Below are 14,362 nucleotides of genomic sequence, written 5' to 3'. Positions count from 1 at the left end.
ATTAGAAGCAGATGGCGGTCCAGAACGGCTCTTCCGTTTTGCACCGCAAACACTATGGTGCGAACGATTCCAATCAGGCACCGGATGGAAAGACGATGGTCGAACTCGCGCTTCCGAAAAACTCGAGACTCACCGAGGGCAAGGTCTGGGACAAGCCGGCGGGCGCCAAGGAGGTTCGCGAGTTTCGGATCTATCGCTGGTCGCCCGACGACGGCAAGAACCCGCGCATCGACACCTTCTATGTCGACACGGCCGATTGCGGCCCCATGGTGCTCGACGCGCTTCTGTGGATCAAGAACAAGGTCGATTCCACGCTGGCGCTGCGGCGATCCTGCCGCGAGGGGATCTGCGGCTCCTGCGCGATGAACATCGACGGCTCGAACACGCTCGCCTGCACCAAGGGCATGGACGAGATCGAGGGCGACATCGCCATCTATCCCTTGCCGCACATGCCGGTGATCAAGGACCTGATCCCCGACCTGACCCTGCCCTATGCGCAGTTGCGTTCGATCGAGCCGTGGCTGAAGACCGAGACGCCGCAGCCCGAGAAGGAATGGCGCCAGAGCCATGCGGACCGGGAAAAGCTCGACGGCCTCTACGAATGCATCCTGTGCTTCTGCTGCCAGACGTCGTGTCCGTCCTACTGGTGGAACGGCGAGCGCTATCTCGGCCCGGCCGTGCTCCTGCAGGCCTATCGCTGGCTGATCGATTCCCGCGACGAGGCGACGGGCGACCGGCTGGATGCCCTGGAGGATCCCTTCAAGCTCTATCGCTGCCACACGATCATGAACTGCACCCAGGCCTGCCCGAAGGGCCTCAATCCGGCGAAGGCGATCGCCGAGATCAAGAAGATGATGGTCGAGCGGCGCATCTGAGCCTGGCCGGCTCCGGGGCGGGCTTCGTCCGGCCATCCCCGGGCCGCGTACCTGCCGCGTTCACAGGACGCGAAGGGTCGTTTCAGGACCGCGGGTTCTGAGGCGGGCTGCCAGTGCCGGGGTGCAGTTCTGATGGTGCCATGCCCGACGTTGTCGTCTTTCTCGGGCCGGCGCGGTAACCAGATGCGACGTTGCGGTGGGGCGTTTTCGCCAGCAGGATCAGCCGTTTGGAGCGATGCCCCTGGATTCTCGGGACGGGGCCCGAGAATGACGAGCCCGCGATGGTTCGCCAACATTCGTCCACGGAGACGCCGCTTGGCATCGGCCTGCAAACGAAGCCCCTCTGAAATGTCTGCATCTTGTATGGACGGGGCCCGAGAGTAACGAAGCGCCCGGGGGAGCGGCAATCCGTCGTCCCCGAGGCACCCAGCATGGTATTTCGGGAAGTCCTGTCAAAGTTGTTTGCAGCCTGTAACGCCTCGCCTCGCGCGCCAAGCAGCAGCCCGGGGCCCATCTGACGCGCCGTGCTCGTCTGGGGGTGCTGTCCCCGTGGATGGCGATGCCACCTTGGACTGGCTGGGCGCCTGGTGGTCGATCCGTGAAAGGCGCCATGGCAGGCGCCGGCCGCTGGCCCGGCGAACGAGTTGTCGAATCTTTCGTCTCGTCTGAGCCTCTCAAGACATGGAATCCTACCTCGTCGCGGGCAGCCGAAGCGAGATAAAGCGAGATAGCACCCAGCCGGCGACATCGATCGACACCGACATCGTTCGTCCGAGTAAGGTCGACATGCAGTAAGGCGGCATTCCCGCCGCTACGGTTTGGTGGAGATAGTCGGGGAAATCTCGTGCGGGCGGCGTGATTCGCCCGCAGCAATCGGTCAGAAAACGACGCTTTCGGCCGTCTCCTCCGTCGCCTCATCCGGGTCGCGACGGATGAATCTGGCGAAAATCTGGCTTTCTTCGTCGAGTGCCTGACGCAAGCTTTCGAGTGCATCGTTGTTGGCCCGCAGACGCATCAAAAGACCTTCGTCTTCAGACACATCGGGAGCATCGACGAAGGACCATCCGATCCCTGCGAACTGCTCTATCCGGCTGTCACCCCTCGATGCCACGGCGTTCCCTCCTGTCCGAAATCGAAGAATCCGGCACTTCCAAGGCATGGGGAGACCATATCCCACTTCGGGGCGGTTGCTAAGCGCTTTTCTTGGCGATGTTGCTTCGGCTCAACAAAACTTGACAGCCGGCTGCGCAGACGCTCAGGTCGCGCCGGGCGCGGGCGTGGCGGAATGGTAGACGCAAGGGACTTAAAATCCCTGGGCCTCGGTCATGCGGGTTCGAGTCCCGCCGCCCGTACCATCCCGTAACATCTGACGAATCCGTCATCGTGGACGCTGCGCCGAGCGGGGGCGCAGGGGCGCCGGCGCTGGCGTCTTCGAGACGGTCTCGCCTTCGCCGGTTCTCGCGGCTGCGACAAAATGCGCGCGGCTCTGCATAAACCCTTTGAGGCTTCCGGGACGGGCGACATATCCTGGCCACCGCCGGACTTGCCCGGCGACCTCGTTCTCCCGACAATCACAACGCTCGGAGCGCCGCCATGACTGAGACCGAACACAGCCCCGCCGTCCAGCCCTTCGAGGCGGTGGCGGCGCGGCTGGTCGACGTCGCCATGGGGCGCGCCAAGGCCGATCTGGTGGTCAGGAACGCGCGCTGGGTCAACGTCCATTCCGGCGAGATCATCCCGGCGACGGACATCGCCGTCGCGGCCGGCCGCTTCGCCTATTGCGGGCCCGACGCCTCCCACGCGATCGGGCCGGACACGGCGGTCGTCGACGCGGCGGGCCGCTATGTCGTGCCGGGGCTGTGCGACGCCCACATGCATGTGGAAAGCGGCATGGTGACGGTGACCGAGTTCTGCCGCGCCGTGATTCCCCACGGCACCACCTCGATGTTCATCGACCCGCACGAGATCGCCAATGTGCTCGGGCTTCCCGGCGTGCGGCTGATGCATGACGAGGCGCTCGTCCAGCCGGTGAACGTCTGGGTCCAGATGCCGTCCTGCGTTCCCTCGGCGCCGGGCCTGGAAGAGGGCGGTGCGGTGCTGGGGCCGAAGGAGGTCGCCGAGGCGATGGGCTGGCCGGCGATCATCGGCCTCGGCGAGGTGATGAACTTTCCCGGCGTCGCCGCCAACGATCCCGCCATGGTCGGCGAGATCGCCGCGACGCGCAGGGCCGGCAAGACCGTCGGCGGTCACTACGCCTCGGCCGATCTCGGCCTCGCCTTCCACGGCTACGTCGCCGGCGGGGCGGAGGACGACCACGAGGGCACGCGGATGGAAGATGCCGCCGCGAGAGTGCGCCAGGGCATGAAGGCGATGCTGCGGCTCGGCTCGGCCTGGTACGACGTCGCCGCGCAGGTCCGGGCGATCACCGAGATGGGTCTCGATTCGCGCCATTTCATCCTGTGCACCGACGACTGCCACTCCGGCACGCTGGTCCGCGACGGCCACATGGACCGGGTGGTGCGCCATGCCATCGCGCAAGGCCTGAAGCCGATGACGGCGATCCAGATGGCGACGATCAACACTGCCGAGCACTTCAAACTGGAGCGCGAGATCGGCTCGGTGACGCCGGGGCGGCGGGCCGATTTCCTCATCGTGTCCGACCTCTGCGACCTTGCGATCGACGCGGTCTACGGCCGCGGCGTGCGGCTTGCCTCGGCCGGCAAGCTCGAGGCCGACATGCCGGCCCATGCCTATCCGGCGAGCGCGGTCGACACGGTCCGGCTCGGACGGGCGCTCGTCGCCGACGACTTCCGGGTGAAGGCGCCGGAGGGCTCGGGCGACGACGCCGAGGTGCGGGTGATCGGCGTCGTCGAGAACCAGGCGCCGACGAAGGCGCTGACGGCGCGGGTGCCGGTCGTGGACGGCATCGCTCTGGCCGATCCGGACAACGACGTCTGCCGCATCGCCCTCGTCGAGCGGCACCGGGCGAGCGGCGGCGTCACCAACGGCTTCGTCTCCGGCTTCGGCTATCGCGACCGCTGTGCCATGGCATCGACGGTCGCCCACGACAGCCACCACATGATCGTGGTCGGGACGAGCGAGACCGACATGGCGCTCGCCGCCAATCGCCTCGGCGAGGTCGGCGGCGGCGTCGTGTTCTTCTCGGACGGGAAGGAAATGGCGCTGATCGAGATGCCGATTGCGGGCCTCATGTCGAACGAGCGCGCCGAGATCGTCGCGGAAAAGGCCGACGGGCTCATCGCCGCGATGCGCGCGGCCGGCTGCACGCTCAACAACGCCTACATGCAGCACTCGCTGCTGGCGCTCGTGGTCATCCCGGCCTTGCGAATTTCCGACAAGGGGATCGTCGACAGCGCCGATTTCAAGATCGTCGACCTGTTCGTCTGACGGTTTCGCCTGCGGGGTCGAGCGCCGGGCGTAAGGGCGGTGCGAGACGGGGAGCATCGAGGGGAAAGAAACAAAGGCGGCGGCTCCGACGATTTGGGGCGTTGATCGTCGGAGCCGTCCATCCCGGGCGCAGCGGCATGCGGTCCGGGTAGATTTGTGCAGCCTGTTCGGTCTCTTGGAGACATCGTCCGGGATGTCTTGGCTGCGATGTCCCGAAGGTTAGTCGGGCTATGTTTCATGGGAATGGCGTCCCGGACTCGCCAATGTTTCGTCACCATTTCGGCAAAGATTTCTATTCATCAACAAAAATGACATATTATTTCGCCGCTGCTTCTCCCCGATCGGGGAGGGAGACCCGCCGCACTCCCGGGGTAAGCCGGCAAGCCGACGGTCTTCCGTAACCTTCGCCCGGGCTGTGCAGACGATGGTGTCGGGCGCGATCGCGTCGCTGGAAACGCGCCGGGGCCTGCCCCGTAGCCGGCGGACTGCCGCCCATGCCGGCAGCAGCGACGAGGTGGAGTGCCCGCCGGCCCGGCCCGCCGAGCGAGTTCGGCGAGGACGCCGGCTTTGACAAAACCCGCCGTCTGGCGCATCAAACGCGGCGAATGATCGGCCTGATCTTGAGAAGGGGAGCGCATACGATGACGATCGATCGATTTGCGACGGCGGTTTCGCTGCAGATCGTCGTCGCCGGATGCGCCGTGGTCTCGATTACCGGCGCCGGCGCCGCGCGGGGCCACGGTTCCCTCGGGGACTGACGCCCCGGCCGCGACCGGCCGTCCAGCGGGGCGCCGCCTCGCGCCATCGCGGACGATCCGCATCGACGATCCGCCAGGACTCTTTCGCCGCGCCCGGCGCGGCTCACATCCGGTTCGAGACTGCGGCGGCACGCCGCGCCCGTCGCGGCGAAGGCCCGGCGGGCAGGGATGCAGCCGCTCCGGCCGGAGCAGACGAGACATGCGACGACCATGACCGAACCGACCTTCAATGCCCGTGTCGAAGCCGCGCAGGATGCGCTGCGCGATCTCTTCCCCGCGACGCCCCTGCAACTGAACGAACATCTCTCCGGCAAGTACGGCGCCCGCATCTTCCTGAAGCGCGAGGACCTGACGCCGGTCCGCTCCTACAAGATCCGCGGCGCCTTCAACTTCATGCGCAAGAAGATGGCTGCGGGCGGCGCCGGCGGCAAATTCTGCTGCGCCTCGGCCGGCAACCACGCCCAGGGCTTCGCCTTCGCCTGCAAGCATTTCGGGGTGAAGGGCCGGGTGTTCATGCCGGTGACGACGCCGCAGCAGAAGATCGAAAAGACCCGCGTCTTCGGTGGCGAGGCGATCGAGATCGAGCTGACCGGCGATTTCTTCGATGACTGCTACGCGGCCGCCAAGATCTATTCGGCCGCCGAAGATGCCGAATTCGTGCCGCCTTTCGATCACGAGGACATCGTCGAGGGCCAGGCGAGCGTCGCCCGGGAAATCCGCGAGCAGCTCTGCGAGGAAGTGCTCGATCTCGTGGTGATGCCGGTCGGCGGCGGCGGGCTCGCCTCGGGCATGACGCGCTATTTCGATGGGGAGGCAGGCGCGCCGCCGGCGCTTCGCTTCGTCGAGCCGCTCGGCGCGCCCAGCCTCCATTCCAGCCTGAAGAACGGCAGCCTCACCCGCATGCCGCAGATCGACGGCTTCGTCGACGGCGCCGCCGTCGCCCGGATCGGCGAGATCCCCTTCGAGACGTTGACGCGCTTCGCCCCAGAGGACGTAATTCTCGCGCCGGAGGGACGGCTCTGCAACACCATGCTGGAGATGCTGAATGTCGAGGGCATCGTGCTCGAGCCGGCCGGCGCCCTGGCGATCGACGCGCTCGAGAGCCTGAAGGACGAGGTGCGCGGCAAGACGGTCGTCCTCGTCGTCTCGGGGGGCAATTTCGACTTCGAGCGCCTGCCGGACGTGAAGGAGCGGGCGCTGCGCTACACCGGCCTGAAGAAGTATTTCATCCTGCGGCTCGCCCAGCGGCCCGGCGCGCTGAAGGACTTCCTCAACCTCCTCGGGCCGGAGGACGACATCGCCAGGTTTGAATATCTGAAGAAGTCGGCCCGCGACTTCGGCTCGATCCTGCTCGGCATCGAGACCAAGGATCCGGCAAACTTTCCGGCGCTTCTGGCGCGGTTCGAGGCTGGCGGCATCCGCTACCAGGACATCACCGAAGACCAGATCGTCGCGGACCTCCTGATCTGACGGCGTCGGGTTCCGGGCCTGCGGGATCGTCGGCGGGCCCGATCTGGAGGATCGCCGGGCTGTCCCTCGAATGCGGATCGACGGCATCGGCGACGTGGTTGCGGCCCAGCCGCTTGGCCGTATAGAGCGCCCTGTCGGCGGCCGTGACGAGTTCGGTCGCGGTGTGGAAGCGCTCGTCGCGGCCAGCCTCGAAGGTGACGTGCCCGAGGCTGGCGGTGACGGTGCCCCAGCCGGCATTGCCGGGATGGTCGATGCCGAGTGTCTGGATGGCGGCCCGCGCGGCCTCCGCGACCCTTCCCGCCTCCAGTCGCGTCGTGTTGGGAAGCAGCACCGCGAATTCCTCGCCGCCATAGCGCGCCACCAGGCTTTCAGGGCGACCGACGCTCCGCTCCAGCGCCTTTGCCACCTTGCGCAGGCAGCGATCGCCGATCTGATGGCCGTAGATGTCGTTGAAGGCCTTGAAGTGATCGACGTCGAGGAGAACCAGCGAGATCGGCTCGGCGCCCTTGCGGAAGTCCTCCAGCGCCGCGGCGAGCGCCAGGTCGAAGCCGCGGCGGTTGGAGATTCCGGTCAGCGGGTCGAGCAAAGCGAGGCGCTCGGCCTCGGCGCTCTGCATCATCCGCTCGGTGATGTCGGTCGCGATCTTCATCACCTTGACCGTGCGGCCGGCCGCATCGACGACGGGACTATAGCTCGCCTGCAGCCAGACGGTTCTGCCGCACCGGGCGATGCGGGACAATTCCGCCTGGATGAACTCGCCCGACCGCAAGCGATTCCACAAGGCCGCATAGGCGGGGCTTTCGGCGATCTCGGCGGGAACGAATTCCGCATGGTTGCGGCCGAGCAGTTCGCCGACGTCGTAGCCCATCAGGGCGGCGAAGTTGGCGTTGGCGGCGATGATCGTGCCGTCCATGGCGAACTCCACCATCGCCGTCGAGCGGGAGATGGCGGCCAGGATGTTCTCGTGATTGGCGGCCTGGCGCCTCCTGGCGGTGATGTCTGTGGCGATCTTGCGGATGCCCTTGAGGGTGCCGTCGTCGGCGAGGATCGGACTGTAGCTCGCCTGGAGCCAGATCTCCTGGCCGTTGCCTGCAAGGCGACGAAACTCCCGCTGGACGGTTTCGCCCGCTCGCAGCAGGTCCCACAGCGCCTGATATTGCGGGTCGTCCCGGTCCTCGGGAAACAGCAGGAGGCTATGGTGGCGGCCGACCAGCGCCTCCTCCTCGTAGTGCAGCAACTGGAGAAACTCGGCGTTGGCCGAGAGCAGCGTGCCGTCGAGGCCGAATTCCGCCAGTGCCGCAGGCGGGGAGGGCGCGTCGTGCGCCTGTGCCCCTTGCAGGGTCGGAAAGGTCTTGTCCGTCAGAACGTTGTCCATTGCCGCCCACCTCTGGTGTCCCGAGGTCGAAAGCATCGTTCGCCTGCAAAGGTTGCCCAGTACGGTGGTGAATGAGCCCTCTTGGTTAAGGAATGGTCTCTGGCCGACGGACAGTTGTTAAGGCGGGTACGGGCTCCGCCCGGCAGCGACGCCATGGCCAAGGAAAAAGTTGCAAGTTCAAACAATTGGCGGGGCAGTCATTCTCCGGCAGCGACACCCTCGCGACGTGGATCGGCGCCGCCTTCGAGCCCGTCGGGCGTGATCGAGATGGCGTGGAGGCCGGAATTGAGGTCGCTTTCCTTGACCTCGAAGCCCATGTCCCGGAGCGCCGCCGACTGCTGCGTCGCGCTGGTGCCGGCCTCGATCTCGAACGCCCCGAAGCGGTTGACGAGATGGGGAAGCGCCACAGCCTGCTGGACGTTCATGTCCCAGTCGAGAATGGCGATCAGGGCCTGGGCGACATAGCCGATGATCTGGCTGCCGCCGGGCGAGCCGATGGCGAGCACCGGCTTGCCGTCCCTCATCACGATGGTCGGCGCCATCGAGGAGCGCGGCCGCTTGCCCGGCGCGACGGCGTTGGCAATCGTGTGGCCATCGTCGTCATGGGTGGCGAAGGAAAAGTCGGTGAGCTCGTTGTTGAGGAGGAAGCCCTCCACCATCAGCCGCGAGCCGAAGCCGTTCTCGATCGTCGTTGTCATCGAGACGACGTTGCCGGCCGCGTCGGCGATGGCGAAATGGCTGGTCGAGGGCAGCTCGATGGCGGTGTCGTCGCCGAGCAGCATGGCGTGGTCCCAGGGCGGCGAGCCCGGCTGGACCTGATCCTCGGCGAGCGCTTTCTCGCCTTTCAGCAGCTCGGCCCGGGAGGCGAGATAGTCCTTGTCGAGGAGGCCCTTCAGCGGCATCGGCACGAAATCGATGTCGGCCATGTAGCGGCCCCGGTCGGCGAAGGCGAGGCGCGAGGCGTCGCCGATCAAGCGCCAGGCCTGCGGGCTCCCGGGGCCCAGAGCCTCGATGTCGAAGGGCTCGATCAGGCCGAGGATCTGGCCGACGGTGAGCGCGCCGGAGGAGGGCGGGCCCATGCCGCAGACCTCCTGGACCCGGTAGGTGATGCAGACCGGCTCGCGCTCGACGATGCGGTAGTTCGCAAGGTCGGAGAGCGCCAGGCGGCCGGGATTGCCCTCGGCATTCTGGACGGTGGCGACGATCGCCTCGGCGAGCGCGCCCTCGTAGAAGCCGGCGGCGCCCGCGTCGGCGATGGTCTGGAGGGTTCGTGCGAAGGCCTCGTTCTTCAGGAGCGTGCCCGGCTGCAGCGGCTCGCCGTTCGCATCGAAGAAGTATTCGCGCGTGCCGGCAAAGCGCTTCAGCCGCTCGCCGTCGCCGGCGATCGACTGGCTGAGCCGCGGCGATACCTCGAAGCCTGCCTTCGCGAGATCGATCGCCGGCTGGACGACGCTCTTCCAGTCGAGGGCGCCGAAGCGTTCGTGGGTGTCGAAGAGGAGCCGCAGCGTGCCGGGCGTTCCGACCGAGCGGCCGCCGACGACCGCGTCGTAGAAGGTCAAAGGATCGCCGGCCTCGTCGAGGAACAGCGTCGGATCGGCCGCGGCGGGCGCGGTCTCACGGCCGTCGAAGGTGGTCAGCCGTCCCGCCTTGGCGTCGAAGAAGACCAGGAACGCCCCGCCGCCGATGCCGGAGGATTGCGGCTCGACGAGGTTGAGGACGAGCTGGGTCGTCACCATCGCGTCGATGGCGTTGCCGCCTTTCCGCAAGATGTCGCGGCCGGCTTCGGTGGCGAGAGGATTGGCCGCGGCGACCATGAACCGCTTGGCCCGCACCGGCTCGGCGGAAACCGGCTTCAGCGACGTCGCCGCCTCGGGCTGAACCCGGTCCGCCGCCTGCTGGGCGAGGGCGGGGGTTCCGAAGACGAAGCCGGCGAGAACGGCGGCGAGCATCGAGCGAATGGGCGTCACGGGCGGCTCCTTCACGGGTTGTCGGGAGGAAGCTAGGGCCGGGGGGCGCGGGCGGAAGCGGTCTCGCGACGACGAACTTCACTCCGCGGGCGTCGCCTGCGCCTCACCGCGTGTCGTTCGTTGCGCGTCCTTCGGCAAGAGCCTGCCCAGCCAGCGTCCCAGCACTCGCTCCAGGTCGTCGACGAGCGTGTAGACCACCGGCACGTAGACGAGGGACAACAGCGTCGAGGAGACCAGCCCGCCGATCACCGCGATCGCCATCGGCGCCCGGGTTTCCGCATCGGCGCCGAGGCCGAGCGCCAGCGGCGCCATGCCTGCCGCCATGGCGATCGAGGTCATGACGATCGGCCGGGCGCGCTTTCGCGCCGCGTCCATCAGGGCGCCGTAGCGGTCCTGGCCGCCGCGCCGGGCAACGATGGCGTATTCGACGAGGAGGATCGAGTTCTTCGCCGCGATGCCCATCAGGAGGAGGACACCGATCAGCACCGAGATCGCCACCGCCGAGCCCGTCAGCCACAGGAAGCCGAAGGCGCCGCCGATGGACAAAGGCAGGGCGGTGAGGATGGTGATCGGCTGCAGGAACGAGTTGAACAACAGCGCCAGCGTCGCGAACATCAACAGAACGCCCGTCGCCATTGCCACGGTGAAGCCGGAGAACATCTCGTTCATCCGCTTGGCGTCACCCTGCGCCTTCTCGGAAATCCCCGCCGGCATGTCCTTCATCACCGGCAGGGTGGCGATCGCCTCGCGCGCCTCGCCGAGGGTGAGGCCGGACAACTCCGCCTCGACGCTCGCCGTCCGCTCGCCGTCATAATGGGTGATCGTCGTCGGGCCGGCGCCGAAGCTGAAGCTGGCGATCGAGCCGAGCGGAACCGTCTGCGACGTTCCGGCGATCTTCAGCGCCTTGATCCGTTCGAGATCGCCGCGCGCGTCGTCGGTGAGGGTGGGGACGATGTAGACCTGCCGGTCGCCGAGGCTGTACTTCGCCAGGGCCGCGTCGTTGGCGCCGATGGTCGCGACGGACAGGAGCCTCGCGACGTCGCTGGCGGTGATGCCGAAGCGCGCCATGCGCTGCTTGTCCGGCGTAACGACCAGCTCCGGCTTGGCGGCGGCGGCATCCGAGATCGGATTGAGCAGCCCGGGCACATCGCGCATCTGGGCGGCGAGGTCGTTGGCGGTCTCGGTGAGCTTTTCGCTGTCGGCGCCGGCCAGCGTGATCTTGACCTTCGAGCCCGACTGGTTGTCGGCGCCGAACTGCACCCTCGCGCCGGCAATCCCGTCGAAGGCGCCGGCGAGCCGCTTCTCGAACTCCTGCTGGGTCGCCTCGCGGTCGCCGCGGGGGACGAGATTGGCGGTCACCGTCGCCGAGTTGACGCTGGCCGTGGTGTTGCGCTGGGGCCCGCCGCCGCCTTCCGACGCCGTCCCGATCGAGGCGAAGACGCTGGCGACTTCGGGTTGCTTGGAGAGGATCGCGCTGACGGCCTTCACCACCGCGTCGGTCTCCTCCAGCGTCGAGCCGGGAACGAGCTCGATCGAGGCGAGCGCCCGGCCGCGGTCGGAGGACGGCATGAACTCGGTCGGCAGGCCGATGGCCACATAGACCGAGCCGGCGAAGAAGGCGATGCCGAGAACCGTCGTCAGCCAGCGGAACCGCAGCGCCTGGCGCAGGATCGCGAGATAGGCCGACACCCATGCGGGCGTGTCTTCCTTGGCGTCGCCGCCACCGGCCTTGACCAGATAGGCGCCCATCAGCGGCGTCAGGAGCCGCGCGACGACGAGCGAGAAGGTGACGGAGACGCAGACGGCCACGGCGAAGCTGACGAACAGCTTGCCGGGAATGCCGGGCATGAAGGCGACGGGCACGAAGACGGCGATGATCGTCGCGGTGGTGGCGACGACGGCGAGGCCGATTTCGTCGGCCGCCTCGATCGCCGCCTCGTAGGCGCTCTTGCCGCTCTGGCGCATGTGCCGGACGATGTTCTCGATCTCGACGATGGCATCGTCGACGAGGATGCCGACGACCAGCGACAGAGCGAGCAGCGTGATGTTGTTCAGCGACATGTCGAGCCAGGCCATCACCGCGAAGGTCGGGATCAGGGACAGGGGCAGGGCGGTCGCCGCGACGATGGTGGCACGGATGTCGCGCAGGAACAGGAAGACGACGACGACGGCGAGCAGCGCGCCCAGCCAGAGCGCCTCGATCGCGGCATCGTAGCTCTCCTCGACGAAGTCCGACGAGGAGGTGACCTCGGTGAAGCCGACGTCCGGGTTGTTGGCGTCGATCGCCTTGACCTCGGCCCGCGCGGCCTCGGTGACGGCGATCTGGCTCGATCCCTTGGCGCTGTAGACGGAGAAGGCGACGACCTCGCTGCCGTTCAGCCTTGCCCGGCTCCTCGGCTCTTCCCAGCCGTCGACGACCTGCCCGAGATCGGCGAGCCGCACGGACTTGCCGAGGCCGACCGGGATCGGGGTGTTCTCGAGTTCGGCGATCGATCCGGCGCTGCCCAGCGTGCGGACGGTCTGCTCGGTGCCGCCGATGACGGTGCGCCCGCCGGCCTGGTTGAGGTTCTGGGCTGCGAGCGCGTTGGTGACCGCCCCCACCGTCGTGCCATAGGCGTCGATCCGCGCGGGGTCGAGCTTGACGAGGATGGCCCGGTCGACGCCGCCCGAGCGGGTGATCTTGGAGACGCCGTCGACGGCGAGCAGGGCCTTGGAGACGTCCTCGTCGACATACCAGGAGAGCGCATCCGGCTGCATCTGCGGCGCCTCGACCACATAGGTCAGGATCGCGAAGTCGCCCACCTCGACCCGCGAGACGATCGGGGTGTCGACCGCGTCGGGCAGCTGGCCGGCGATGCCGTCGATGGCGTTCTGGACGTCGTCGGTCGCCTCGATCAGGTTGGTGTCGAGCTCGAACTCGATGGCCGTCACGGAGGCGCCCTCGCTGACCTGCGAGGTCACGCTCTCGACGCCGGAGATGGTCCCGACGGCGTTCTCGATGAGATCGGTCACCTGCGTCTCGATCTCCGTCGGCGAGGCGCCGGCCTGGGTGATCGTCACCCGGACCATCGGAAAGTCGATGTCCGGCATGTTGTTCACGCGCAGCTGCGTGAAGCCCCAGATGCCGGCGATCGCCAGCGTCAGGAACAGGATGATCGTCGGCAGCGGATGACGGATCGCCCAGGCGGAGATGTTCTTCACTGCGGCTCCCCCTCGCTCGACGCCTGCTCGGTGACGAGGCGGACCCTGTTGCCGTCCTGCAGGAAGCCGGCGCCGCTGGTGACCACCCGGTCGCCGATGGCCAGCTCGCCGGACACGGCGACGCGGCCCTCGCTGCGCACCCCGACCGCGACCGGAACGGCGGCGACGGTGTCGTCGGCGGCGATCCGGAAGACGGCGGTCTGGCCCTCCTGCCAGGTCAGTGCCTTGTCGGCGACGGTCAGGCTGTCGGTTCCGCCGGTCTCGATCCGGGCGGTGACGAACATGCCGGCCTTGAGGCCGGAGTTCTGGGGAAGCGGGATCACCGCCAAAGCGAGATGGGTGTCGGTGTCGACGACCTCGTCGAGCGAGGCGAGCGCGGCGTCGATCGTGCGGCCATCGGGTGCCGTGACCGTGGCGACGGCACCCGGCGCGAGCGCGGACACGGCGTGTTCGGGAACGTCGACCCGGGCCTCCAGCGCACCGTTCTCCTGGATGCGAACGAGCTCGCTGGAGGCCTGGACGATGATGCCGGGAACCGCCGGCCGCGCCGAGACGACGCCGGCGAAGGGCGCGCGGATGATCGTGCGCGCCAGCTGGACCTCGAGCGTCTTCCTCGCGGCTTCGGCCTGGGCGAGGGCGGCCCGCGCCGTGGCGACGGTGGTGGCGTTGGCCTCGGCGGTTTCCTTCGACACGGTGCCGGACTTCACCAGCCGCTGGCTGCGCTCGCTGGTCGCAACCGCGTTGGCGAGCGTCGCCCGGGCGCTGTCGATGGCCGCGTCCTGTTCGGCGAGCTGGGCCTTCAGGAGGGAATCGTCGAGCCGCGCGAGGACCTGGCCGGCCTCGACGGTGTCGCCCTGCGTCACCGCGACCTCGATCAGCCTGAGGCCGCTCGATTCCGCCCCGATGATCACCTCGCGATGGGCCGCGACGACACCGTTGGCGACGATCGAGGCGGCGATCCGCGCCTTGCGCACCGTATCCGTCGTGACGGTGAGGCTGGCGGGCTCTGCGGCGGCATCCGGGGCATCGACGGTCTGGGCGGTGTCGCTCGCGGCGGCGCGCGGCGAGACGCCGCTATCCCGGTTCGACCCGGCGAGACCGAACTGGCATGCGACGATGATCAGCGCAGCTGTTGCAAACAGAGCGGCCAATCGTCCGGTCTTCGCCAAGATCTTCATCGATGTCCACACGCCAGAATTCATCGTTTCGACTGGTGCGAAGATAACAATTCGCCCCGGCCGCTTCCATGTGCGCGGGATTTCGATGTGTAACGAAGGGTGTCAGGGGAGCGGTCGCGGCGATGTGGGT

8 protein-coding genes and 1 tRNA gene are annotated in these 14,362 nt (G+C 67.6%); 4 read left to right on the top strand and 5 right to left on the bottom strand.

All coding sequences use genetic code 11. The features are described 5' to 3' along the window. The first annotated feature begins 95 nt into the window (after window positions 1-95). Window positions 96-875, top strand: coding sequence for a succinate dehydrogenase iron-sulfur subunit (locus tag ATO4_RS08875; RefSeq protein ID WP_083591245.1), 780 nt, complete (start codon window positions 96-98; stop codon window positions 873-875). 877 nt (window positions 876-1,752) lie between these two features. Here the strand turns inward: ATO4_RS08875 and ATO4_RS26990 are convergent. Then, a complete protein-coding gene (locus tag ATO4_RS26990) occupies window positions 1,753-1,986 on the bottom strand; it encodes a hypothetical protein (protein WP_139802334.1) in 234 nt (77 codons plus the stop codon). Window positions 1,987-2,146: 160 nt separating this feature from the next. Here ATO4_RS26990 and ATO4_RS08870 point away from each other — a divergent pair. The 3 genes from ATO4_RS08870 to ilvA all read left to right on the top strand — a co-directional run bounded on the left by ATO4_RS08870 (window position 2,147) and on the right by ilvA (window position 6,511). Continuing rightward, window positions 2,147-2,230 (top strand) — tRNA-Leu (locus ATO4_RS08870). Between the two features lie 238 nt (window positions 2,231-2,468). Next, a complete protein-coding gene (gene ade, locus ATO4_RS08865) occupies window positions 2,469-4,283 on the top strand; it encodes an adenine deaminase (protein WP_083591113.1) in 1,815 nt (604 codons plus the stop codon). A gap of 968 nt (window positions 4,284-5,251) precedes the next feature. Further along, entirely contained in the window at window positions 5,252-6,511 is a 1,260-nt protein-coding gene (ilvA, locus tag ATO4_RS08860) for a threonine ammonia-lyase IlvA (protein ID WP_083591244.1), read from the top strand. Here the strand turns inward: ilvA and ATO4_RS08855 are convergent. From ATO4_RS08855 to ATO4_RS08840, 4 genes are all read right to left on the bottom strand, one after another. Then, window positions 6,474-7,886, bottom strand: coding sequence for a diguanylate cyclase (locus tag ATO4_RS08855; RefSeq protein ID WP_176222914.1), 1,413 nt, complete (start codon window positions 7,884-7,886; stop codon window positions 6,474-6,476). The genes ilvA and ATO4_RS08855 overlap by 38 nt on opposite strands. 197 nt (window positions 7,887-8,083) lie before the next feature. Continuing rightward, complete coding sequence (gene ggt / locus ATO4_RS08850; protein WP_083591111.1) at window positions 8,084-9,835, bottom strand: gamma-glutamyltransferase; 1,752 nt, start codon at window positions 9,833-9,835, stop codon at window positions 8,084-8,086. A gap of 96 nt (window positions 9,836-9,931) precedes the next feature. Then, the gene (locus ATO4_RS08845; protein ID WP_083591110.1) at window positions 9,932-13,054 is read right to left on the bottom strand and encodes an efflux RND transporter permease subunit; all 3,123 of its coding nucleotides are present in this window, start codon (window positions 13,052-13,054) and stop codon (window positions 9,932-9,934) included. Then, a complete protein-coding gene (locus ATO4_RS08840) occupies window positions 13,051-14,205 on the bottom strand; it encodes an efflux RND transporter periplasmic adaptor subunit (RefSeq protein WP_176222913.1) in 1,155 nt (384 codons plus the stop codon). The genes ATO4_RS08845 and ATO4_RS08840 overlap by 4 nt, the downstream gene beginning before the upstream one ends. Window positions 14,206-14,362: the final 157 nt, after the last annotated feature.

The organism is Aurantimonas sp. 22II-16-19i (assembly GCF_002088275.1).
Taxonomy (GTDB): Bacteria; Pseudomonadota; Alphaproteobacteria; order Rhizobiales; family Rhizobiaceae; genus Jiella.
The sequence above is the reverse complement of the archived record's forward strand: the minus strand, read 5'-3'. Positions and strand labels throughout refer to the sequence as shown.

Excerpts from the sequence above, each read along its gene's own strand:
- ade (WP_083591113.1), top strand. The coding sequence starts at position 2,469 with ATGACTGAGACCGAACACAGCCCCGCCGTCCAGCCCTTCGAGGCGGTG.
- ggt (WP_083591111.1), bottom strand. The coding sequence starts at position 9,835 with ATGCTCGCCGCCGTTCTCGCCGGCTTCGTCTTCGGAACCCCCGCCCTC.
- ATO4_RS08875 (WP_083591245.1), top strand. The coding sequence starts at position 96 with ATGGTCGAACTCGCGCTTCCGAAAAACTCGAGACTCACCGAGGGCAAG.
- ilvA (WP_083591244.1), top strand. The coding sequence starts at position 5,252 with ATGACCGAACCGACCTTCAATGCCCGTGTCGAAGCCGCGCAGGATGCG.
- ATO4_RS08855 (WP_176222914.1), bottom strand. The coding sequence starts at position 7,886 with ATGGACAACGTTCTGACGGACAAGACCTTTCCGACCCTGCAAGGGGCA.